The 22,440-nt window shown below is 70.6% G+C and carries 18 protein-coding genes and 2 pseudogenes; 13 read left to right on the plus strand and 7 right to left on the minus strand.

What is annotated here, in order from left to right; all coding sequences use genetic code 11:
* Positions 1 to 20: 20 nt before the first annotated feature.
* Together O7632_RS13895 and O7632_RS13900 are read left to right on the plus strand one after the other, a co-directional pair.
* Complete coding sequence (locus O7632_RS13895) at positions 21 to 1,424, plus strand: NAD(P)-binding domain-containing protein (RefSeq protein ID WP_278114612.1); 1,404 nt, start codon at positions 21 to 23, stop codon at positions 1,422 to 1,424.
* Positions 1,421 to 2,239 carry an alpha/beta fold hydrolase gene (locus O7632_RS13900; RefSeq protein ID WP_278114614.1) on the plus strand — a complete coding sequence of 273 codons (819 nt, stop codon included), beginning with the start codon at positions 1,421 to 1,423 and terminating at the stop codon, positions 2,237 to 2,239. The genes O7632_RS13895 and O7632_RS13900 overlap by 4 nt, the downstream gene beginning before the upstream one ends.
* A 55-nt stretch (positions 2,240 to 2,294) precedes the next feature.
* Here O7632_RS13900 and O7632_RS13905 read toward each other — a convergent pair whose 3' ends face one another.
* The 3 genes and pseudogenes from O7632_RS13905 to O7632_RS13915 all read right to left on the minus strand — a co-directional run.
* Complete coding sequence (locus O7632_RS13905) at positions 2,295 to 3,707, minus strand: trehalose-6-phosphate synthase (RefSeq protein ID WP_278114616.1); 1,413 nt, start codon at positions 3,705 to 3,707, stop codon at positions 2,295 to 2,297.
* Positions 3,708 to 3,871: 164 nt separating this feature from the next.
* Positions 3,872 to 4,225 (minus strand): annotated as a pseudogene (locus O7632_RS13910) (DUF308 domain-containing protein); the annotation flags it as partial.
* 372 nt (positions 4,226 to 4,597) lie between these two features.
* Positions 4,598 to 4,996: pseudogene (locus O7632_RS13915) on the minus strand (hypothetical protein); the annotation flags it as partial.
* A 225-nt stretch (positions 4,997 to 5,221) separates the two neighbouring features.
* Here O7632_RS13915 and O7632_RS13920 point away from each other — a divergent pair.
* Positions 5,222 to 5,902 carry a lysophospholipid acyltransferase family protein gene (locus O7632_RS13920; RefSeq protein WP_278114618.1) on the plus strand — a complete coding sequence of 227 codons (681 nt, stop codon included), beginning with the start codon at positions 5,222 to 5,224 and terminating at the stop codon, positions 5,900 to 5,902.
* Between the two features lie 4 nt (positions 5,903 to 5,906).
* Here O7632_RS13920 and O7632_RS13925 read toward each other — a convergent pair whose 3' ends face one another.
* Positions 5,907 to 9,431 (minus strand): adenylate/guanylate cyclase domain-containing protein, encoded by a 3,525-nt coding sequence (locus tag O7632_RS13925; RefSeq protein ID WP_278120040.1) that lies wholly within the window; start codon positions 9,429 to 9,431, stop codon positions 5,907 to 5,909.
* A 230-nt stretch (positions 9,432 to 9,661) separates the two neighbouring features.
* Between O7632_RS13925 and O7632_RS13930 the strand changes: the two genes are divergently transcribed.
* Entirely contained in the window at positions 9,662 to 9,913 is a 252-nt protein-coding gene (locus O7632_RS13930) for a hypothetical protein (RefSeq protein WP_278114619.1), read from the plus strand.
* 90 nt (positions 9,914 to 10,003) lie between these two features.
* On the opposite strand, the gene O7632_RS13935 is transcribed toward O7632_RS13930, so the two are convergent.
* Positions 10,004 to 10,696: a Crp/Fnr family transcriptional regulator gene (locus tag O7632_RS13935; protein WP_278114621.1), complete on the minus strand. Its 693-nt coding sequence runs from the start codon at positions 10,694 to 10,696 to the stop codon at positions 10,004 to 10,006.
* Positions 10,697 to 11,223: 527 nt separating this feature from the next.
* Between O7632_RS13935 and O7632_RS13940 the strand changes: the two genes are divergently transcribed.
* From O7632_RS13940 to O7632_RS13960, 5 genes are all read left to right on the plus strand, one after another.
* Positions 11,224 to 11,727, plus strand: a complete 504-nt coding sequence (locus tag O7632_RS13940; RefSeq protein ID WP_278120041.1) for a polyadenylate-specific 3'-exoribonuclease AS — start codon at positions 11,224 to 11,226, stop codon at positions 11,725 to 11,727.
* A gap of 169 nt (positions 11,728 to 11,896) precedes the next feature.
* The gene (locus O7632_RS13945) at positions 11,897 to 12,925 is read left to right on the plus strand and encodes a 6-phosphofructokinase (RefSeq protein ID WP_278114622.1); all 1,029 of its coding nucleotides are present in this window, start codon (positions 11,897 to 11,899) and stop codon (positions 12,923 to 12,925) included.
* A gap of 143 nt (positions 12,926 to 13,068) precedes the next feature.
* Positions 13,069 to 13,887, plus strand: coding sequence for a pyrroline-5-carboxylate reductase (proC, locus tag O7632_RS13950; RefSeq protein ID WP_278114624.1), 819 nt, complete (start codon positions 13,069 to 13,071; stop codon positions 13,885 to 13,887).
* Between the two features lie 282 nt (positions 13,888 to 14,169).
* On the plus strand, positions 14,170 to 14,520 hold the full coding sequence (locus tag O7632_RS13955) for a DUF2203 domain-containing protein (protein WP_278114626.1): 351 nt from the start codon (positions 14,170 to 14,172) through the stop codon (positions 14,518 to 14,520).
* Between the two features lie 297 nt (positions 14,521 to 14,817).
* Entirely contained in the window at positions 14,818 to 16,443 is a 1,626-nt protein-coding gene (locus tag O7632_RS13960) for a glycosyl hydrolase family 18 protein (RefSeq protein WP_278114628.1), read from the plus strand.
* 67 nt (positions 16,444 to 16,510) lie between these two features.
* Here the strand turns inward: O7632_RS13960 and O7632_RS13965 are convergent, their stop codons facing one another.
* Together O7632_RS13965 and O7632_RS13970 are read right to left on the minus strand one after the other, a co-directional pair.
* The gene (locus O7632_RS13965) at positions 16,511 to 17,317 is read right to left on the minus strand and encodes an ABC transporter ATP-binding protein (RefSeq protein WP_278114630.1); all 807 of its coding nucleotides are present in this window, start codon (positions 17,315 to 17,317) and stop codon (positions 16,511 to 16,513) included.
* Positions 17,304 to 18,212 (minus strand): ABC transporter permease, encoded by a 909-nt coding sequence (locus O7632_RS13970; protein ID WP_278114632.1) that lies wholly within the window; start codon positions 18,210 to 18,212, stop codon positions 17,304 to 17,306. Before O7632_RS13970 ends, O7632_RS13965 begins: the two co-directional genes overlap by 14 nt.
* A gap of 460 nt (positions 18,213 to 18,672) precedes the next feature.
* Between O7632_RS13970 and O7632_RS13975 the strand changes: the two genes are divergently transcribed.
* From O7632_RS13975 to O7632_RS13990, 4 genes are all read left to right on the plus strand, one after another.
* Entirely contained in the window at positions 18,673 to 19,314 is a 642-nt protein-coding gene (locus tag O7632_RS13975; protein ID WP_278114634.1) for a TetR/AcrR family transcriptional regulator, read from the plus strand.
* Between the two features lie 99 nt (positions 19,315 to 19,413).
* Positions 19,414 to 19,929: a hypothetical protein gene (locus tag O7632_RS13980; RefSeq protein WP_278114636.1), complete on the plus strand. Its 516-nt coding sequence runs from the start codon at positions 19,414 to 19,416 to the stop codon at positions 19,927 to 19,929.
* 21 nt (positions 19,930 to 19,950) lie between these two features.
* Positions 19,951 to 21,357: a 3-deoxy-7-phosphoheptulonate synthase class II gene (locus tag O7632_RS13985; protein ID WP_278114638.1), complete on the plus strand. Its 1,407-nt coding sequence runs from the start codon at positions 19,951 to 19,953 to the stop codon at positions 21,355 to 21,357.
* Between the two features lie 40 nt (positions 21,358 to 21,397).
* A complete protein-coding gene (locus O7632_RS13990) occupies positions 21,398 to 22,420 on the plus strand; it encodes a GntG family PLP-dependent aldolase (protein ID WP_278120042.1) in 1,023 nt (340 codons plus the stop codon).
* Positions 22,421 to 22,440: the final 20 nt, after the last annotated feature.

The following is a 22,440-nucleotide window of genomic DNA, read 5'->3' on the forward strand; positions in this document are numbered from 1 at the left end:
CCGTACAGAAGGAGATCGCCGTGTCCACTCCCGCTGACTACGACAGTCCCGCGATCGGTGCCGCGCTGTGGCGTGACGGCCGACCGGTTTCCGACCAGGGGGAGACGGTCTGTGTCGTGGGCGCTGGACCGAGCGGGTTGTGCGCGATCAAGAACCTGCGTGAGCAGGGGTTCGGCGTCGACTGCTACGAGCGGGAAACCGGGATCGGTGGTGTCTGGAATCCACGGCACGATCGCAGCCCGGTCTACGCCAGCATGCATCTGGTCTCGTCGAGGCCGTTCAGCCAGTATCCCGACTTCCCGATGCCGGACTCCTGGCCGGACTATCCGCACCACAGCCAGATGCTCGCCTATCTGGAACGGTACGCCGACCATTTCGACCTGCGCCGGCACGTCTGGTTCGGCACCGAGGTCGTCCGGATCGAGCCGGCCGACGGAGACCGGTGGGACGTCACCACCCGCAGCACCGGCAGCACGGGCGCGCAGCGCACCCGGCGCTACTCGGCGGTGATAGTGGCCAACGGCCACAACTGGTCGCCGAAGATGCCTGACTACGAGGGACTGTCCGACTTCACCGGTCAGGTGATCCACGCCTCGGCCTACTCCGACGCCACCCAACTACGGGGGCGCCGGGTGCTGGTGGTCGGCGGCGGCAACAGCGGCTGCGACATCGCCGTCGAGGCGGCCCAGCAGGCGGCCAGATGCTGGCATTCGACCCGCCGAGGTTACTGGTACGCCCCGAAGTATCTCCTCGGTCGACCCGCCGACCAGCTCAACGGCCGGGCGTCGGCGCTGCGGCTGCCGCTGTGGTTACGTCAATGGGTCGTGCGGCGGGTGCTCCAGCTGACCGTGGGCGACCTGACCCGGTTCGGCCTGCCCGCACCCGACCACGAGCTCTACGAGACTCATCCCATCGCCAACAGTCAACTCGTGCATCACGTCGGGCACGGTACGATCACGCCGGTGCCCGACGTCACGCGCTTCCGCCGGCATTCGGTCGAACTCACCAACGGCAGCGAGATCGATCCTGATCTGGTGGTGCTCGCCACCGGATATCTGCCTCGGTTCGAATTCCTCGACCCGGCGTTGCTCGGAGCCGACGGCGACGGACGTCCGCAGCTCTACCTGCACGCCATCCCGCGCCAGCGGCCGACGTTGTCGGTGATCGGCCTGCTGCAGCCCGACTCCGGAACACTTCCGTTGGCGCACTGGCAGGCTGTTCTCGTGGCGCGGTGGCTGCGGTCCCGGCAGGCGGATCCGGCGCTGGCCGCCACCATCACCGCCAGGATCGAGTCCGAGGCAGGCCGTCCCTGGCACGAGGCGAAGGTACGCGACTCCACCCGGCACTGGTTCGAGGTCAGTCACCTGCGCTACCTGCGCGCCCTGCAATCCACCCTGGACAGTTTGGAGGTCGCGGCCCGATGAGTCCGACCCCGCCGGCCACCCGGATCATCCGGACCAGGGAATGGGTCGATCCGGTCCCACCGGTCCACCGTGAGGTGCTGCGCGCCGACGTACTGCGCGACGAGGGCAAACCGCCGCTGCTGTTCGTCCCCGGCTTCGGCCACGGCGCGTGGATCTTCGCCGAGCATTGGCTGGAACGCGCCGCCGAACGTGGCTTCCCCGCGTACGCGGTCAGCCTGCGCGGCCATGGCGGCAGCGCCGACGCCCCGGGGACCTCGATGCGGACGTACGTGCACGACGTGGTCCAGACGGCGGCCGGCCTGCCCCGGCAGGCGGTCCTGGTGGGTCACGGCGCCGGTGCCCGGGTGGTCGCGTACGCGTTGGCCCGTTATCCCGCCCGGGCGGCGGTGCTGGCCGCGCCGGTGCTCGACGGCTGGTCGCTGCTCGGTACGGTGTTGCGCCGCAATCCGCTCGGCACCCTACCGGCCGTGTTCGGCGGTGCGGTCCGGCTGAGCCGTCACCAGTTGTTCAGCCGGGAACTGCCCGACGCCCTGGCCGACTCGTACGTGGACCGACTGGGCCGAGCCTCGGCCCGCGCGCAGTGGCAACTGCTGGCCCGGCTTCGGGCGGAGGCGCCCGTCGGCGATCCGCCCGTGCTGGTGCTGGGTAGTCCGGACGACCGGGTCGTCGCGGCGGCCGCGCTGGACCGGGCGGCCCGGCGGTTCGGCGGCGCGCCGCTGCTCTTCCCGGGGATGGGGCACGATCTGATGTTGGACGCGCGCTGGCCGGAGCCGATCGACGCGATCCTCGACTGGCTGGACAAGGGCACGCTCTGACCGACGCCCCGCGCCGGCTGACCGCTGCGTGCCCGCCGGGCCGCCGGCCGGCTGGTCAGCCGGTCAGCTGGGCGGCCAGGGATCCGCTGCGGTCCAGCGCGGTCAGGTAGCCGTGCACCCACGCCCGGATGTCGTGGGTGCGCAGATGGTCACGCATCGACCGCATCCGGTCGGCGACGTCGGTGGGGGATGCCTCCAACGCGTGCATCAGGGTCAGTTTGAGCCCGTCCAGGTCGTGCGGGTTGACCAGGTACGCCTGCTGGAACTCGGCCGCCGCGCCGGCGAACTCGCTGAGCAGCAGCGCCCCGTTGTTCTCCACCCGGGCCGCGACGTACTCCTTGGCCACCAGGTTCATCCCGTCCCGCAGCGGGGTGACCGCCATGATGTCGGCGACCCGGTAGAGCGCGGCCAGGTCGGCCCGGCTGAACGACTGGTTGAGGTAGTGGATGGCGGGCTCGCCGACCCGGCCGAACTCGCCGTTGATCCGGCCGACCTCGCGCTCGACCCGGTCCCGCAGGATGCGGTACTGCTCGACCCGCTCCCGGCTGGGCACCGCTACCTGGACCATGACCGTGTCGCGGACCTTGACGTGCCCGTCGGCGATCAGTTCGCTGTACGCCTTGAGCCGCTGCTCGATGCCTTTGGTGTAGTCCATCCGGTCGACGCTGAGGATGACGTGTTGCGGGTCACCCAGGTCGGCGCGCAGTTGCCGGGCCCGGTCGACCACGTCGGGCCGCGCCGCCAGCGATTCCATCTCGGACATGTTGATGGAGACCGGGAAGGCTCCGATGCGTACCACCCGGTCGTCCACCGCGATCCGCCGGTCGGTGGCCGGAACCTTGAGGACCTTGGTGGCGAGCTGGGCGAAGTTGTGCGCGGCCTGGGCGCGCTGGAACCCGACCAGGTCGGCGCCGAGCATGCCGAGCATCAACTCGGCCCGCCGGGGGAGCTGCATGAACAGCTCCGGCGGGGGGAAGGGCACGTGCAGGAAGAAGCCGATCAGCAGGTCGGGGCGCAGCGCCCGGAGCATCCCGGGCACCAGCTGCAGGTGGTAGTCCTGGATCCAGACCAACGCGCCGGGTTCGGCGGCGGCCGCCGCCGCTTCGGCGAACCGCTGGTTGACCCGCTGGTACGCCTCCCACCATCTGCGGTGGTAGGCCGGTTGCTCGACCGAGTCGTGGTACAACGGCCAGAGCGTCGCGTTGGCGAAACCTTCGTAGTGGTCCCGGATGTCCTCATGGGACAACGGCACGGTGTGCATCCGTACACCGTCGATGTCGGGCAGGCTCGGAGCGGGGCCGGCGCCGCCGGCCCAGCCGACCCAGGTTGCCGGGGCGTGTTGCAGGATCGGGTGTAGGGCGCTGACCAGGCCGCCCGGGCTTCGACGCCATTCGCACGCGCCATCGCGTGCGACGCTGTCGTCCACCGGCAGGCGGTTGGCCACCACGACGAGAGAACTCTGACGCATGAGGGGACCTCGTTTCGCCGCGGCGTTCGCCGCGCATGGCGAGTGATCGCGAACTCGTGACAGGTTGGCTACCGGAATTATTCCTACTGAGACCAAGTTACGCGAGCGTTACAGAGTGGCCACGGTCATCAATGAATCTAATTTTCGGTGATCTTTGGTCGGACTCAGACGACAGCGCCGTCGTCTGGATCATCATCCTCGTCGTGATCGGGACGCAACCGCCAGATGAGCGTGACGAAGCCGCCGACAACGCCAGCGAAACCGAGCAGGATGGCCAACCCCCGGTCCACCGGAAGCACCGTGGGGAAAACGAAGAGGATGAAACCGCCGATGATGGCGAGGACCCCGAGGATCGCGGCGGAGGACAGCCGTGGCAGCGGCGGCGGGGGTGGCGGCGTGTAGCCCTCTTCCGGCTCGTCGGGCAGTTGGGTACCGAAGGTGTCCAGTCCGTCGAGCAGCGACGGCTCGTCACCGCGTCGGCCGACCGAGATGTTGGTGAACCCGGCGGCCCACGGAAGGTCGGCGGGCCGCCCACCGGCCGTCGTCGGGCCCGGATCGTTCCCGGCCGGCCCGTCGGGCGGGACCTGACCGGGAACCGCCGGACCGGACGTGCGCCAGGGCGGTCCCTGGCCGGGACCGCCGTCGTACGGATCGCCCGGCCCGGTGGTCGGGTCGGCTGCCTCGGTGCCCGCGCCGTCCGGCCCGGTGGTAGTCCCGTCCGGCCCGGTGGTAGTCCCGTCCGGCCCGGTGGTAGTCCCGTCCGGCCCGGTGGTAGTCCCGTCCGGCCCACGCTGGGTCGATCCGGCACCGGTGGGATCGCCCCGTCCCGCCCCGCCGAACGGCAGGCCTTCCGCCGCCGGCCACGGCGCGGCGGTCGGATCGACCGGCGCGTGGTAGTTGGCGATGATGCCGGCCCAGGCGGCGTCGACGTCCGGGTCCGGACCGCGCCGTTCGGCGGGAACTCGACCGCCGTCGGCCGGTCCACCGGTGCCCGGCCCGCCGCCCGGCACCGGCGTACCTTCCTCGGCCAGCTGCACCAGATAGCCGCGGGCGGTGTCCAGATGGACGCGATCGACGTAGAGCCGATCGACCGGACGGGCGGGAACGGTCGTCGTACGGGTGACCGGATTCAAGTCGGACGACGGCTGCAGATAGGCGGCGATGCCACCGGCGGCCAGCACGTCGAGCAGGTGCTCACCGACCCGGGGATCCACGTCGCCGGCAACCGCGTACTCGGATGCGTCGAGGCCGTTGTCCCGCCGCCCCCGGCGCGCACCACCCGCAGACACCGAATCCTCTCCTCACCGGCCGCCAGTCGCGCCCTGTCCCGCCGTCGCGCCCCGGCCGGGGCGTGCCGTGCCCTTGAATCGTGACACGCCGCACCGTGGTTGCGGGAGTGCGTTGTGGCGTGCCGTGCTCCCTCCGTACGCTCGGCTGGCTCGCCGGCGTGCCGCCCTCGGGGGACGACTCCGCGTCGGGCCGGCACGCCCGTGCCGTGGTGAGGAAGGAACCGGGTGCTCTACTGGCTGCTCAAGTACGTCATTCTCGGTCCCTGGCTACGGCTGATCTTCCGCCCACAGGTCGAGGGTCTGCAGCATCTGCCGGCGACCGGGCCGGCGATCATCGCCAGCAATCACATTTCGTTCTTCGATCCGGTCTTCATGCCGCTGATGGTGCGGCGGAAAGTGACTTTCGTCGCCAAGGCGGAATACTTCACGGGCAGCGGTGTCGTCGGTTGGCTGATCCGGATCTTCTTCCTCGGCACCGGCACGATTCCGGTCGACCGTGCCGGTGGCCGGGCGGCCAGGGCGGCGCTGGAGGCCCAGCTGCGGGTGCTATGCCGGGGCGACCTGGCCGGCATCTATCCGGAGGGGACCCGGTCGCCCGACGGTCGGCTCTACCGGGGCAAGACCGGTGTGGCCCGGCTGGCCCTGCGCAGCGGTGCCCCGGTCGTGCCGGTCGTCATGCTCGACGCCGATCAACTCCGCCCGCCCGGCGTGCGGCTGATGCGGATTCGCCCGGTCCGGATCCGGTTCGGCGCGCCGCTGGACTTCTCCCACCGCGCCGGGGCGGCCGGTGACCGGCGGGTCGAGCGGGCCGTCACCGACGAGATCATGCGTCGGCTGCGGGAACTCTCCGGTCGGGAGTACGTCGACGTCTACGCCTCGTCGGTGAAGGCCACCCGGGTCGGCTGACGACTCAGGAGGCGAGAGTCGGCGACCACTCCAGGCCTCCGTCGGTCTCCTGACCCAGCAGCAACAACCCGGGTGCCTTGTTGCGCAGCGCGAACGTACGCACGTCGGCCAGCAGCGCCGCCGCCGTCTCCCGTTCGCCGGCCCGCCGATAGGCATCGACCGCCAGCGCCAGCGCCAGCATGCGGTCGGTGGTGGTGCCGATCGCGGCGTACTCGGTCGCCGCGACGGCGAACAACTCGCCGGCCTCACGATGGGCGCCGTCCGCGTCGGCCGCCGCGGCGGTCACCGTACGCAACGCCGCCGCCGCCCACGGCGTGCGGTGCTCGACCCGGTCCAGCATGGACCGGATCCGTACGGCCGCCTCCCAGCCGCTGATCGCGGCGGCGAACGCGGCGGCGGCGATCCACTCTCCGCTGGCCAGGGCCGGTACCTTCGACCAGGAGCGGTCCAGCTCGTCGAGCAGCTCCGCCGCGGCGTCGGCGCGACCCTGTAGCGCGCGGCAGAGCGCCCCCAGCCCGAGGCTGTTCCAGTACGGCCGGCGGAAGCCGCTCGCGCGGGCGGTCCGGATCGCGTCGGTGACGTCGTCGACCACGCCCGGCTCGGCCGCCGGCACCGGCTCGCCACGCAGCACCCGCAGACAGCAGCGCAGGCCACGGGCCTGCATGTCCCACCGCCCGCTGGGCGTCTGCACGAAGCTGTCCGCCGCCGCAAGGAACGCGGTGAAGTCGCCGGCGAAGTACGCCCGCATCGCCTCACCCGAGTACCCGGTGCTCACCCCCGACCCTGAAGCCGCCCCCGCCATCAACCGCTGGGCACCGGACCAGTCGCCCTCCTCGCACAATGCGTACGACAGGTTCTGCAACGCCCGGGGCAGCGCCATCAGCTCGCGTTCCTGGCACAGCGCGGTCACGGCGCGCAACTCGTCGAGCCCGGTCCGATCCCCGGCCTGGTAGCGGGCCATCGCCACGGTGATTCGCGCGTTGACCGACGTCTCGGTCAACCCCAGCCGTTCGGCGATCTCCGCCGCGGCACCGGCGGCGACGATCGCCGGATCCCGCTCCAGGTTGAGCATGTGCAGCCGGCCGAGCTCGGCGTACGCGTCGGCCTTCTGATCGCTGTCCGGCAACGCGTCGAACAACTCGACCGCGCGGTCCAGACACGTCAACGCGCCATCCCGGTCTGTGCGCAGCCAGGCCGCCCGGCCGAGTAACGTCCAGGCGCGGGCCGCGCAACCCTGGTCACCGGCGGCGGACAGCTGATCCGCCAACGTGCGCAGCTGATCGCCGCCGCCGACGGACAGGAACGCCCGGCCGTCCTTGGTGAAGGAGATCTCCGCGGCGAGCAGGTCCAGTTGCGGCCGGGCGAGCGGGTCCTCGGCGCCGACCAGAGCCAGCGCCCGTTCGACGTGCCCGGCGGCCACGTCCAGGGCGTGCAGGGCGTACGCCCGCCGGGCGGCCCGGTGCAGCGCCACCCGGGCGTCGACGGCGTACCGGCCGGTGTCCAGTCGCAGCGTGTGGGCGATCTCGTGGGCCGCCCAACGGTGGTGGGCGAGGACCTCGGCCAGGTCGGTGTCCCGGTCACCGGCGAGCGTGTCCAGCCAGTCCGCCGTACGGGCGTGTCCAGCCGCCCGTTCGCTCCGGGGCAGCCGCTGGTAGCAGACGTCCCGTACCAGCACGTGGCGAAAGCGGAACTCCGGCTGCCCGGCCATCGACGAGCTGGCCTGCTCGTGGACGAAGTCCCGCTGCTCCAGCCGACGCAGCGCGCGGTCGATCAGTTCGAGAGGCTGACCGAGGGCGGCGGCGACCGCTCCGGGCCAGAACTGCACCCCGACGACCGCCGCGCCGAGCAGCACCGCCCGGTCGGTGACCTCCAGCAGGTCCACCCGGTTGGCGATCACCCCGTGCACGCTGTCCGGGATCGGCAACCCGCCACGCTGGTCGAGACTCACCCCGCGGCTGCCGCGCCGCAGCGCACCCTGCTCGATGAGCATCCGCACGTACTCGTGGGCGTAGAGCGGATTCCCGGCGGCGACCTCCACCAGCGGAGCGAGTAGATCTGCCGAGAAGGGTGTGGTGCCGAACAGATGCGTGTAGAGGGCGGCCACCCCCGAGCTGCGCAGCGGCGGCAGGCTCACCGTCAGCGCTCCCGGGGTGGTGCCGGCCCAGCCGGGGTCGCGGCTGGTCAGCTCCGGCCGTGCCGTGCACAGCAGCAGCAACGGCACCTGCCGGGCCGACGCGCCCAGCAACTCGACGAACCGCAGCATCGCCGCGTCCGCCCAGTGCAGGTCTTCGAAGACCAGCACGGTCGGCTGCCGGGCGGCCAACGCGAGCAGGAACCGGCGCCACGCCGACTCGGTCTCCTCCGCCGGCAGGTTGCGGTGCGGCAGCCCGACCAGTGGGCGGAGCGCGTCCACCAGCCGGTCGGCCTCCGTCGAGCCGACCAAATCGCGTACGGCGGCGACCAGCCGGTGTTCGGCGGCGGTCGCGGAATCGGTGTCCAGGATTCCCGCTTGCGCCTTCACGATGTCGGCGAGGGCGGCGAAGGTGACGTTCTCGCCGAACGGTGGACATCTGCCGGTGCGCCAGGTGACCGGCTGATCGACGAGCCGCTCCGTGTGCCGCAGCAGTTCGCGTACCAGCCGGCTCTTGCCGATCCCGGCCTGGCCGAGCACGGTCAGCACCTGCGGGCGTTGATCACGGATGGACCGGTAGAGGGCGTTGACCAGGAGACCCAGCTCGTGTTCCCGATCGATCAGCGGAGTCAGGTCGGTCTGCCGGTCCGTCGGCGGTGCCAACAGCGGTGCCAGGGCGAGCCACACCTCGGTCGGCGAGGATCGGCCACGGAGCGTGACTGTCGGCTGGGCGTCGTAACGGATCGCGTCCTTGGTGAGCGTGTACGTGTCGCCGCAGACCAGCACCCCGGTCGGTGGCGCCACCGACTGCATCCGGGACGCGGTGTTGACCACGTCGCCGGCGAGAAAGGCCTGACCGCCGTCGCGGGCCGCGCTGATGTCGACAAGCGCCTCGCCGGTGGCAACGCCAATCCGGAAACGCAGGCCGCCGCTGTCGCCGTCGATGGCGAAGTCGGCCAGCGCCCGGCGTAGTTCCAGACCGGCGCGTACGCAGCGTAACGCGTCGTTCTCGGTCGCCACGGGTGCGCCGAACAGCGCCATCACAGCGTCGCCGATGTACTTCTCCACCACCCCGCCGTACTGGCCGACGACCCGGCGGACCGCGGAGAAGAAGTTCGTCTGCATCCGCCGGACCTGTTCCGGATCGGCCCGTTCGACGTACGGCGTGAAGTTGATCAAATCGATGAACAGGACGCTGACCCGCCGCCGATCCTCCTGGGTGGGCTCCGACACGCGGCGGGAGGACTGGGGCTGCCCGCAGGAGGTGCAGAAGATCGCGTCGGTGGGCAGCGGACGGCCGCAGTGGGCGCAGACAGGTATCAGCGCCGTACCGCAGCCGCCGCAGAAGCGGTCGTCGTCAGCCGGGGTGCGGCCACACTTGTCGCAGGGAGCAGTGATGACCGTCCTCCTTGCGCGAGAGTCGAGTCGGGAGCTTACTGTCCCATCTGGCCGGCGATCCCGGCCCGAGCGGTCCGGCCGGGTGCGTACGCAGCTAGTGCGTCCGGCCGGGACCGGTTCCGGATGGTGGGCAGTACGCGCAGTTCAGCTGTGGTGCACAGGGCCGAGTATCGCGGGTCCCCGCCACTGTCCAAAACCGGGCTGTTGGCTAATGGACAGTCCGACTCTCGGTGATCGCCGGCTACATTGATGTCGCAACGCCAACCGAGTGGGGGAGTTCCGACATGGTCTACGTCAAGCTGGACAAGGATTGGACCGACGGCTCAGGCGTCAGCCACGCCGCGGGGGAGATGGTCGACATCGACGCGGCCACGCTGGCCAAGCTGCAGCAGGAGGGCATCGTCGACGAGTCCGAGTGGATCGGGCCGACCGGCGACAAGGTCACCACCAACTGGATCGGTCCGACCAGCACCCAGCCCTGAGCCGGATGATGTCGAGACGCGGCGGTGCGGTCGAGGTCTGGCGCGCACCGCCGCGTCGTGTCGCGCCACCACGCTTGCCGGGCACCGGCCTCAGCGGTCGGCCATGCCGGCCCGTCGCCGCAACGCCGCGACATCGGTGACCACGATCCGTCGACCCTCCGTGCGTAGCCAACCCCGGCTGCTGAACGACCCGATTGCCTGATTGACGCTCTGCCGCGAGCCGCCGGCCATCTCGGCGAGTTGGCTCTGGTTGAGTTCGATCGTGATCATCGGCGCCTGGCTCTCGCCAGCCAGCCGGACCAGTGTCTTGGCCACCCGGCCCGGGAGATCGAGAAAAACATGATCGGCGTTCTGTTCGGTGAGCCGGCGGATGAGCGCTCCCAGTGAACGCATCACCGCGTCGAGAATCCGAGGATTGGAATGCACCAGATCCATGAACGCTCCTCGGGACAACGCCAGCGCGCTGCACTCCTCGATTGCCTCGGCGGAGGCTGACCTGGTCGAGGCGTCCAGCAGCGACACCTCGCCGAGCACGTCCGGCGGCCGGACCACCGACAGCACGGCCCGTTCGCCGGTCGGGGCGGTCCGGAACACCGCCACCGCCCCGCGTTTGAGCACGATCAGCGACTCGCCGGGGTCGTTCTCGACGAAGAGCAGCTGACCCTTGCGGTAGGTGCGCGGCACGGCGGCGGCGATGACCCGTTGCCGTACCTCTGGTTCGAGGCCGGCGAACATGTCCACACCGGTGAGCGCGTCACCTGGCTCCGGCAGACGCATCTCCACGGTCCAACCCCTCCCCACCAAGGGCACCATCCCACCGAGGGCACCACCCAGTCCGTCCGAGGTACGACACCCGGAGCGGACAAACATGAAATAGATACCGTTCGGAGAACGGTGTCAACATCAGATCATGACTTCCGTGTCGCGTGCTGTACACCCCCGCAATCATTTCTGTGACAGTCCTGTGGCCGACAAAGCGGCAGGCTAGGGCCAAGATCCGCCGGAGGGTGGGGGCCGACACGGGGGCCCGGCGGATCTGGCCGTGGGGATATCGGTGCCGTCCGGAGTCCGCCCGTACCGTGGGCTCCGGACGACACCCCCGATGGTGGTCGATCGATCGGATCGGCGAAGATGGCCCGCATGACGGCCAGCACCACCGGCACGACGACGGCCGCCGAGCCGGCGGTCACCGGGTCCGGCGACCGCGTCGCCGGACGCTGCGCGCGGTGCGGACCAGCGAAACGGCTCGCGGCGTGACCGCGCCGCCGCCGCGCCGATCCCCCGGCCCCGGCCGAGGGGAGGAGGTCCGGATCCACCGCTACTTCTACGACTGCGAGTTCGTCGAGGACGGTCGGATCGTCGACCTGGTCTCGATCGGTGTCGTCGATGAGGAAGGGCGCGAATTCTACGCCGTTTCCACCGAATTCGACGGCTCGCGCGCCGTGCCCTGGGTACGCCGCAACGTCCTGGACAAGTTGCCGTCGCCCGCCGACCCGGCGTGGCGATCACGGGAGCGTATCCGCGACGATCTCTACCAGTTCCTGGTCGCACCGCTCCGAGACCGGTCCGCCGACGAGATCGAGCTCTGGGCCTGGTACGCGGCGTACGACCACGTGGCGCTGGCGCAACTCTGGGGCGCGATGCCGGCCCTGCCCCGGGAGATTCCGCGGTTCACCAAGGATCTGCGGCAGCGCTGGGACGACGCCGGCCGGCCGCCACTACCGAGCGCGGCGGCGGATCGGCACGACGCGCTCGTCGACGCCCGACACAACCTGGCGCGGTGGCAGGTCATCGGGCAGCCGGATCCCGGATGACCGCGCGGCCGGGCAACCTCGGGGTCTGCTCGCCCGGCCCGGGACCGGGCCGATACAGTTCGCACTGACGGCCCGCCCCGGGCCGGCAATGATGCCGACGGTCTGACCGGACTTCGTTCCTGGGGCTCGAGTGGGCTTACCGCACAGTTTCCTGGAGGATGAGCGGATCATGCGTATCGGCGTGCTCACCGGTGGTGGCGACTGCCCCGGCCTGAACGCCGTGATCAGGGCGGTGGTGCGCAAGGGCGTCGCCAGCTACGGTCACGAGTTCATCGGATTCCGCGACGGCTGGCGCGGACCGCTGGAGGGGCTGAGCAAGCCTCTCGGCATCGACGACGTGCGGGGCATCCTGCCCCGGGGTGGCACCATCCTGGGCTCGTCCCGGACCAACCCGTTCAAGATCGACGGCGGGGTCGAGCGGATCAAGGAGAACCTGGCCGGCCAGGGGGTGGACGCCCTGGTGGCGATCGGCGGCGAGGACACCCTCGGCGTCGCCACCAAACTGCACGAGCTCGGCGTCCAGGTGGTCGGCGTGCCGAAGACGATCGACAACGACCTCGGTGCCACCGACTACACCTTCGGCTTCGACACCGCCGTCAACATCGCGATGGAGGCCATCGACCGGCTGCACACCACGGCCGAGAGCCACCACCGTACGCTGGTGGTCGAGGTCATGGGCCGGCACGCCGGCTGGATCGCGCTGCACGCCGGCCTCGCCGGTGGCGCGAACGTGATCCTGCTGCCCGAGCGTGAGTTCGACGTCGAGCAGGTCGCGACCTACGTCGAGAAGCGCTTCCAGAAGCAGTACGCCCCGATCGTGGTCGTCGCCGAGGGGGCACACCCGATGGCCGGCCAGATGGTCCTGCAGAACCAGGAAGTGGACTCCTTCGGGCACGTCCGGCTCGGTGGCATCGGCCAGTGGCTCGCCGAGCAGATCGAGGCCAAGACCGGCAAGGAGGCCCGGACCGTCGTGCTGGGCCACATCCAGCGCGGTGGCACCCCGACCGCCTTCGACCGGGTGCTCGCCACCCGGCTCGGCCTGCACGCCATCGACGCCGCCAACGACGGCGACTGGGGCAAGATGGTCGGCATCCGGGGCACCGACATCGTCCGGGTGCCGCTGGCCGAGGCGACCCGGGAGCTCAAGACCGTCCCGCTGGAGCGTTACACCGAAGCCGAGGTCTTCTTCGGCAGCTGATCGGACGTGCCCGCCGGATGTCAGCCGCGCGCGGGTGTCGCCGACTGTTCGACCGGCGTGTCGCGGTGGCGGCCGTTCACGAACGGCCGCCACCGCCGTCCACCCGGACCACCCGTGCCAGTGCGAAAGAAAGTGACGAACGGATGCCTCCAGGCCTGCACAAGGTGGCGGTGATCGGCGCGGGCAAGATCGGCGAGCTGGTGCTCTCCGGGCTGTTGCGGGCCGGCTGGCCGGCCGCCCGGCTGCTGGCCACCACGCGACGCCAGGACCGGGCCGAGGAGCTCTCCATCCGGTACGGCGTGTCGGTGGTGGACAACATCACCGCGGTGACCGAGGCCGATGTGCTGGCGGTAGCCGTCAAGCCGCAGGACGCGGCCACCCTGCTGGACCAGATCGGCCCGAAGGTTCCGGCCGACAAGCTGGTCGTTTCCCTCTGCGCCGGCCTGCCGACCGAGTTCTTCGCCCGCCGGCTGCCCGAGGGCACCGCGGTCATCCGGGTGATGACCAATACCCCGGCCCTGGTCGATCGGGCGATGACGGCGATTTCCCCGGGCCGCCACGCGACCGCCACCCACCTGGCCCTGGCCGAGGAGATGTTCCAGCCGCTCGGGGCGACCATCCAGGTGCCGGAAGGCCAGCAGGACGCGGTCACCGCGCTCTCCGGCTCCGGGCCCGCCTACTTCTATCTGCTCGTCGAGGCGATGATCGACGCGGGCATCCTGCTGGGCCTGCCGCGTCAGGTGGCACACGAGTTGATCGTGCAGACCGCGATCGGATCCGCCGTGATGCTGCGCGATTCGGGCGAACACCCGGTCAAGCTGAGGGAGGCCGTGACCTCGCCGGCCGGTACCACCATCTCGGCCATCCGCGAGCTGGAACGCCACGGTGTACGGGCCGCCCTGCTGGCCGCGCTGGAAGCCGCCCGGGACCGGGCGCGGGAACTCGCCGCCCAGAACGACTGAGGTATTCACTCACGCGGCAAGGCCTTCCGCTCTACGTGTCGATGTCGCTACCGTTCGCGGTGACGGTGTCGTGGCAGCGCTGTCCGGACGGCTGCCGGCAAGGGCTGCGACGCTCCGTACGCCGGCGCCATCGCCTTCCCCCTGTGGTGGCCGCCGAAGCCGGCCGTGGCGCCCCCTGCGGCCGGCTACCGGGGCGCGTACCGCCGACGCGCCCAGTGCCGCCGCCGGCGTCCTTGACCGGCGGCGGCCCGGGGAAGTTCGGGATGCACCATACTGGCGGGCGTGTTCACCCTCGCCCAGGCGCGCCACCTGATGGCCACCCTGCGTCCCCGGATCGACGAACTCGTCGTCCTCCGCGCCGACCTGGCCGAGCTGCGGGCCGATCTGGCCAACGGTGCGGACAGTCCGCATGGCGGGTTGGCGGAGGTCAAGGGCTTGGAGGCGCGGATCTACGGGATCCTTGACGAGATCAACGAACACGACATCCAGGTCAAGGGCGTCGCTCCGGTACTGCTCGACTTCGCCGGTGAGCTGGACGGCCGGCCGGTGTTGTGGTGCTGGCTGGAGGGTGACGGCGAGATCCGTTGGTACCACCGGCTGGAATGCGGCTTCTCCGGCCGTCGCCGGATCTGACCCGTACCGGCTCGCCGCTTTCCGCCGTCCTCGACCGCGCTGATCTCGGCCCAGCCGATCCCTCGCGCCGATCCCCCGCGCCGATCCCCCGCGCCGATCCCCGCGCCGATCCCCCGCGCCGATCCCTCTGTCGCTCGGCTGATCCTGACGCGGGGCTGACCTGAGCGGGCTGATCGGAACGACTGGGAGCGCTACCGGCGGAGATCGAGATATCGACATCTTGACGAGGTGGCGAACTTGTGAGTAGCGTCTCAGAAGCTTTCTGAAAAGTTTCCTAACTATTTGGGGAGGCGCCTCATGAGAAGATCCATCCGCCGTGCGATCTGGGCCGGTGCCCTGGTCGCCGTGACCACGGCGGCCGCCGTTCCGGTCACCGCCGCGTTCGGTGCCGGCTCCGTCTCGGCCAGCTTCACCGCCACCTCGGACTGGGGCAGCGGGCACGAGGTCCGGGTCACCGTCGCCAACGGGTCGGACGCCGCGGTGAGCACCTGGCGGATCGAGTTCGACCTGCCCTCGGGGACGACGATCAGCAGCTTCTGGGACGCCGACGTCACTCGTAGCGGCAACCGCTACACGGCGGTGAAGAAGAGCTGGGCCGGCAGCCTCGCGCCGGGTGCCTCGTTCAGCTGGGGCTACATCGGCACCGGGGCCTACCGGGCACCGCAGAACTGCACGATCAACGGCGTCTCGTGTGCCGGTGGACCGGCCCCGACCACCGCGCCACCGACCACCGCGCCACCGACGACGGCCCCGCCGACCACCGCGCCACCCACGACGGCACCGCCACCGACCACGGCGCCGCCGCCAGGCAACCAGAAGGTGGTCGGGTACTTCACCCAGTGGGGTGTGTACGCCCGGAACTACCACGTACGCAACATCCACACGAGTGGGTCGGCAGCGAAGATGACCCACATCCTGTACGCCTTCGGCAACACCACCGGCGGCCGGTGCACGATCGGGGACAGCTACGCCGACTACGAAAAGGCCTACACCGCCGCCGAGAGCGTCGACGGCGTGGCCGACACCTGGGACCAGCCACTGCGGGGCAACTTCAACCAGCTGCGCAAGCTCAAGCGGATGTATCCGCACATCAAGGTGATCTGGTCGTTCGGGGGTTGGACCTGGTCCGGCGGCTTCACCCAGGCGGCGCAGAACCCGGCCGCGTTCGCCGAGTCCTGCTACAACCTGGTCGAGGACCCGCGCTGGGCCGACGTCTTCGACGGCATCGACATCGACTGGGAATATCCGAACGCCTGCGGGCTCACCTGCGACGCCAGCGGCCCGAACGCGTTCAAGAACGTGATCTCGGCACTGCGGAACCGGTTCGGCTCCGCCGCGCTGGTCACCGCGGCGATCACCGCCGACGGCAGCAACGGCGGCAAGATCGACGCCACCGACTACGCCGGAGCCGCCGGCAACCTCAACTGGATCATGCCGATGACGTACGACTACTTCGGTGCCTTCAACGCGCAGGGACCGACCGCGCCGCACTCACCGCTGACCTCGTACGCCGGGATCCCGCAGCAGGGCTTCTGGTCGGACGCGGCGATCCAGAAGCTCAAGAGCAAGGGCATCCCGGCGAACAAGCTGCTGCTGGGCATCGGCTTCTACGGCCGGGGCTGGACCGGGGTCACCCAGACCGCGCCGGGCGGCACCGCGACCGGTCCGGCACCGGGCACCTACGAGCAGGGCATCGAGGACTACAAGGTGTTGAAGAACACCTGCCCGGCGACCGGCACGATCGCCGGGACCGCGTACGCCAAGTGCGGCAGCAACTGGTGGAGCTACGACACCCCGGCCACGATCGGCGGCAAGATGAGCTACGCCCGTGGCCAAGGGCTCGGTGGGGCGTTCTTCTGGGAACTGTCCGGCGACACCGGCAACGGCGAGTTGGTCACCGCGATCCGTAACGGCCTCGGCTGATCCCGGTCGGCCGACGGTAGGACGATGCCCGGAGCAGGCGACCGCCGGCTCCGGGCATCCTCGTACGTCACTTGCGGTTGACGTGGTCGACGTACGCCCGCACGACCTCTTCGCTCGGACCGTCCATCCTGATCTCGCCGGACTCCAGCCAGATGCTGCGTTCGCAGGTGTCCAGGATCGACTTGTTGCTGTGGCTGACCAGGAAGACGGTGCCGGCCTCGGCCCGCAGCTCGCGGACCCGTTCCTCGCTGCGTCGCTGGAACGCGGCGTCGCCGGTGGCCAGCGCCTCGTCGATCATGAGCACGTCGTGGCTCTTCGCCGCGGCGATGGAGAACCGCAGCCGGGCGCCCATGCCGGAGGAGTAGGTCCGCATGGGCAGCGAGATGAAGTCGCCACGTTCGTTGATGCCGGAGAACTCCACGATGCCGTCGTACTTCTCCTTGACCTCGGCCGGGGTCATCCCCATGGCAAGACAGCCGAGTACGACGTTACGTTCACCGGTGAGGTCGTTCATCAGCGCGGCGTTCACCCCGAGCAGGGACGGCTGACCCTGGGTGTAGACCTTGCCCCGGTGCGGCGGCAGCAGTCCGGCGACCGCGCGCAGCAGGGTCGACTTGCCGGACCCGTTGCTGCCGATCAGGCCGATCGCCTCACCCCGGTACGCCACGAAGCTCACCCCCCGGATGGCGTGCACCTCGCGTACCGTCGGGGCCCGTTTGCCGGTGGCGATCCGGCGCAACGCGGCGGCCGGGCTGGTCCGGCCACCGCCGCCGGTGTTGATCCGGTAGACGACGTGCAGGTTGTCCACGATCACCGTGGGAATCCGGCCGGTGCCGGGGGTGGGTACGGTGCCCGCCGGGTCAGCCACGGCCATACTCCTCTTCCGCGCGCCAGAAGTAGACGAAGCCCACCACGCCCATCACCACCGCCCAGCCGGCCGCCGCCGGCCACAGGTAGGCGGGTGGGTCGCCGCCCATCGAGTCCATCATGGCGTACCGCACCAGGTCGATGTAGATCGCCATCGGGTTGGCCTGCAGCACGGCGACGACCCAGTCGGGCATGTCGGCGGGCAACCGGTCGAAGCTGTAGAACACCCCCGAGGCGTACAACCAGGTGCGGGTGACGAACGGCAGCAGCTGCGACAGGTCGCTGGTCCTGGCCGCCCACCGGGCGACCGTCATCGCCAGTCCGGTGCCGAAGATGGTCTGCAGGATCAGGGCGGGAACCACCAGCAGCCAGCTCAGGTCGATGCCCTCTCCGGTGACCAGCATGATCACCGCGAGTACGGCGATCGACGGCCCGAGCTGTTGCAACTGCACCAGCACCGCGGTCAACGGCAGGGTGGCCCTGGGGAAGTGCACCGCGCGGATCAGGTTGAGGTTGTCGCCGATCGACCGGGCGGCGGTGGTCACCGTCTGCTGGGTGTAGGTGAAGATGAAGATCCCGGTGCACAGGTACGCGATGAAGTTGTCGATCCCACGGCTGGTGCCCAGCAGCAGACCGAAGACCAGCAGGTAGACGCCCGCGTTGGCGAGCGGTGTGAGGACCTGCCAGATCTGTCCCAGCCGGGCGTTGGTGTAAGTCGAGATCAGCCGGGCGCTGGCATACGCCCAGATGAAGTGCCGTCGTGACCACAGCTGTCTGAGGTAGGCGAGGAGTTTCGGGCGCGCTCCGCTGACCGCCAGTCCGTAGCGTTCGGCGAGCTCGGTAGCGGTCAGCCCGCTGTCCGGGTCCAGCGTCACGGTCGTGCCGCTGGTCGACTGCTGCATCCGATCCGTCCTTCCGTCAGCCGGGGCCGCCACTCGCGCACACCCGCCGTCCCTTCCCGTACGGACCGTCCGGCGACGATCCCGCGAACCCGCGACGACGCCGTGTCACCGCGCCTCCTGCGCCGCCTCGCGGTGCCCGTGTCCGGGTCGACCGACACCGGGTGCCGTTCCGACCGGCACCACTGGGTGGCCGTTCCGACCGGCACCACTGGGTGGCCTCGGGCCGACCGGCACCACTGGGTGGCCGTTCCGACCGGCACCACTGGGTGGCCTCGGGCCGACCAGCACCGCTTCCGACCAGGGACCCTGATCGCACGGGTTCGTCGCCGATGATCACCTGGGTGCGTCGACCACCCGGCGGGTCCGGTGGCACGGAACGATACCGTCGCGTCCTGACCGAAACGGTAGGGGAGCGGACGGCGATACGCAACCGTATCGACGTCGGCGTACACTCGGGTGGATGCAGGTCGACGGAAAGCGAGCTCCCGCCGGTGCCGCGGTGCTGCGCGAAGAGGTGACGCAGGCGATCCGAACCGCCGTCTTCGAGGAACTGGCCTCGGTCGGCTACGGCCGGATGTCGATCGAGGCGGTGGCGCGGCGGGCCGGGGTCGGCAAGACCGCTGTCTACCGGCGGTGGGCCTCGAAGCTGGACATGGTGATCGAGATCGTGTCGGCGGTCGCCGTGAAGGTCACCACGATCCCCGACACCGGCACCCTGCGCGGTGACCTCGAACTGGTGCTGTCGTTCGCCGCCCGCGCCCTGCGACATCCCCTGGCCAGTCAGATCGTGCCGGACCTGCTCGCCGAGGCGGCCCGCAACCCGGCGATCGCGCAGACCCTGCAAACCGCCCTGCGCGACAGCCAACGCGACATCGGAACCCTGGTGGCGAGCCGGGCGGTACGACGCGGCGAACTCGCCGACGACACCGATCCCGACCTGCTGGTCGACCTGATGGTGGGCCCGCTGTACTGGCGGCTGGCGGTGGCCCGGACGCCGTTGCCGGCACGCTACGTCAGTCAGGTGGCGGACGCCGTCGCCGCCGCCCTGACCGCCGGCCGGGTGGAGCCCGCCCGGCGCGACGCGCTTCCCGACCAAGGCTGAGCGCGGCGGCACCGGACGGTACGTAGACTCGTCGGTCGAGCACTCGTCGGTCGAGCCGGGACGAAGGAGCGCGATGCGGACCGTAGACGAAGGAGCGCGATGCGGACCGTAGCCGCCCGAGCCCTCCGGGGCGCCGGTTGCCTGCTCGCCGGACTGCTGCTGACCGCCGGCTGCACCGCCGATCCGGCACCCGTGCCGAGCGGGACCCCGACGCCCGTACGGCCCGCCGGTCAGGACCAGGCACGGCAGGTGGTGCACGACTATCTGGACGCGATGCGGGCCAAGGACGTAGCCCTGGGCCGCGCGCAGCTGTGTCCCGCCACCCAACTGATCTTCGACAGTAGCGCGACCAGCGCCAACGGTGATTTCGCGCCACACTTCACCGTGCCCGAGGCGGAGATCACCGACACCCGACAGGTGCCGGTGGGCCACGAAGTGACCGCGACCGTGACGGTCGCCACCGGTACCGTGGTGACCCCGGTCGAGCTGCTGTTCACCGTCACCCCGGTCGACGACGGCGAATCCTGGTGCATCCACGACGAGACGCTGGCCCCGACGAGCGCGGCGACCACCGAGTCGACCGCCCCGCCGCCGGCCGGCGAGCCGGCCGGGTGAACGTCGGACTAGGCTCTGCGCATGGGCCAAGAATGGCATCAGCTCAGCTACCCCGCCGTGGGCCATCCCAGCTTGCAGACCAGCCGCCCGACCGTGGACTCGGTCGAGGACGCGGCGCTCGGACTGGACCGGTGGCGGACCCTGCCGCGCGCGCAGACGCCGCCCTGGCCGGACCCGGCCGTGGTCGACGAGGTGTGTCAGGTGCTGGACAACGTTCCCTCGGTGGTCGCCCCGTACGAGGTCGACCAGCTGCGCGAACGGCTCGCCCTGGTCTGCGACGGCAAGGCGTTCCTGCTGCAGGGCGGTGACTGCGCCGAGACCTTCACCGACAACACCGAGAGTCACCTGCTGGCCAACGCCCGCACGATCCTGCAGATGGCGGTGGTGCTCACCTACGGCGCGTCGCTGCCCGTGGTCAAGGTCGCCCGGGTGGCGGGGCAGTACACCAAACCCCGGTCGTCGCCCACGGACGCGCTCGGCCTACCGGCATATCGCGGCGACATGATCAACTCCTTGGACACGACGCCGCAGGCGCGCGTCGCCGACCCGCAGCGCATGATCCGCGCGTACGCCAACTCGGCCGCCGCCATGAACATGCTCCGCGCCTACCTCGCCGGCGGACTGGCCGACCTGCACGCTGTTCACGACTGGAACAAGGGATTCGTCAAGCGCTCCCCGGCCGGCGAACGCTACGAGGCGATCGCCCGGGAGATCGACCGGGCTCTCGCCTTCATCCGGGCCTGCGGGATGACCGACGACGAAGCCCTGCGGACGGTGACCCTCTACTGCTCGCACGAGGCGCTCGCCCTGGAGTACGACCGGGCGCTGACCCGGATCTCCGACGACCGTGCCTACGGCCTGTCCGGGCATTTCCTCTGGGTGGGGGAGCGGACCCGACAGATCGACGGCGCGCACATCGACTTCATCTCCCGCATCGCCAACCCGATCGGCGTCAAGCTCGGCCCCGGCACCAGCTCCGAGCAGGCTCTGGAGCTGTGCGAGAAGCTCAACCCCGACAACGTCCCGGGCCGGCTCACGTTGATCAGTCGGATGGGCAACCACAAGGTCCGCGACGCCCTGCCGCCGATCGTGGAGAAGGTCACCGCCGCCGGCGCCCGGGTGGTGTGGCAGTGCGACCCGATGCACGGCAACACCCACGAGTCCTCCAACGGTTACAAGACCCGGCACTTCGACCGGATCGTCGACGAGGTGCTCGGCTACTTCGAGGTGCACCGGGGTCTGCGGACCCATCCGGGTGGCCTGCACGTCGAGTTGACCGGCGAGGACGTCACCGAATGCCTCGGCGGTGCCCAGGCGATCGAGGACATCCACCTGCCGGACCGCTACGAAACGGCCTGCGACCCCCGACTCAACACCCAGCAGTCGCTCGAACTGGCCTTCCTCGTCGCGGAGATGCTCCGTGGCTGATGCGACACCGGCACCGGCACCGGCGGCGTACCCCGGCGGGCTGATCGACCTGCGGTCCGACACGGTGACCCGGCCGACCGACGGCATGCGGGCCGCGATGGCCGCCGCCGAGGTCGGCGATGACGTGTACGGCGAGGACCCGACCGTCAACGTGCTGCAGGCCGAGGTGGCCGCGCTCTTCGGCCACGAGGCCGCCCTGTTCGCCCCGACCGGGACGATGACCAACCAGGTCGCCCTGCAGCTGCTGGTGCCGCGCGGTGGCGAACTGCTCTGCGACGCCGACGCACACGTGGTCACCTACGAGGCCGCGGCCGCCGCCGCGTACGGTGGAATCTCCTCACGGACCTGGCCGGCGGCCGGCGGCGACCTCGACGCGGACCTGGTCACGGCGATGATCCGTCCCGACGGGTACGGCGCCGTGCCGACCCGCGCCGTAGCCGTCGAACTGACCCACAACCGGTCCGGTGGCGAGATCGTCGGGCTGGACGTGCTGCGGCGGCTGCGCGCCGTCACCGCCGAGGCCGGCGTCGCCCTGCACTGCGACGGTGCCCGGATCTGGAACGCGCACGTGGTCACGGGTGTCCCGCTGGCCAGCTACGGAGCGCTGTTCGACACGCTGTCGGTCTGCCTGTCCAAGGGGCTCGGCGCGCCGGTCGGTTCACTGCTGGTCGGCAGCGCGGAGCGCATCGCCGAGGCCCGGCGGTTGCGCAAACGGTTGGGCGGTGGGATGCGCCAGGCCGGCGTGCTCGCCGCCGCCGGTCGGTACGCGCTGCGGCACCACCTGGGTCGGCTCGCCGACGACCACGTTCGCGCGGCCCGGCTGGCTCAGGCCCTGGCCCCGTACGGTGTCGTCGACCCGGCCCGGGTCCGCACCAACATCGTCCGGCTCGACCTGTCGAAGGCCGTCGTGGACGCGCCCGCCCTGGCCGCCGCCGCGCGGGCCGACGGCGTCGGTGTCTCGGTGGTCGGCCCGGACGCGGCCCGGCTGGTCACCCATCTCGACGTCGACGACCCCGCCGTGGACCGGGCCGCCGAGGTTTTGATCGGCATTCTCGACCGCTGAGCGACAAGGTCCCCAGACCG

This window comes from Solwaraspora sp. WMMD406 (assembly GCF_029626025.1).
Classification (GTDB): domain Bacteria; phylum Actinomycetota; class Actinomycetes; order Mycobacteriales; family Micromonosporaceae; genus Micromonospora_E.

Excerpts from the sequence above, each read along its gene's own strand:
- O7632_RS13900 (WP_278114614.1), top strand. The coding sequence starts at position 1,421 with ATGAGTCCGACCCCGCCGGCCACCCGGATCATCCGGACCAGGGAATGG.
- O7632_RS13905 (WP_278114616.1), bottom strand. The coding sequence starts at position 3,707 with ATGCGTCAGAGTTCTCTCGTCGTGGTGGCCAACCGCCTGCCGGTGGAC.
- O7632_RS13945 (WP_278114622.1), top strand. The coding sequence starts at position 11,897 with ATGCGTATCGGCGTGCTCACCGGTGGTGGCGACTGCCCCGGCCTGAAC.
- proC (WP_278114624.1), top strand. The coding sequence starts at position 13,069 with ATGCCTCCAGGCCTGCACAAGGTGGCGGTGATCGGCGCGGGCAAGATC.
- O7632_RS13960 (WP_278114628.1), top strand. The coding sequence starts at position 14,818 with ATGAGAAGATCCATCCGCCGTGCGATCTGGGCCGGTGCCCTGGTCGCC.
- O7632_RS13965 (WP_278114630.1), bottom strand. The coding sequence starts at position 17,317 with ATGGCCGTGGCTGACCCGGCGGGCACCGTACCCACCCCCGGCACCGGC.
- O7632_RS13970 (WP_278114632.1), bottom strand. The coding sequence starts at position 18,212 with ATGCAGCAGTCGACCAGCGGCACGACCGTGACGCTGGACCCGGACAGC.
- O7632_RS13975 (WP_278114634.1), top strand. The coding sequence starts at position 18,673 with ATGCAGGTCGACGGAAAGCGAGCTCCCGCCGGTGCCGCGGTGCTGCGC.
- O7632_RS13980 (WP_278114636.1), top strand. The coding sequence starts at position 19,414 with ATGCGGACCGTAGCCGCCCGAGCCCTCCGGGGCGCCGGTTGCCTGCTC.
- O7632_RS13985 (WP_278114638.1), top strand. The coding sequence starts at position 19,951 with ATGGGCCAAGAATGGCATCAGCTCAGCTACCCCGCCGTGGGCCATCCC.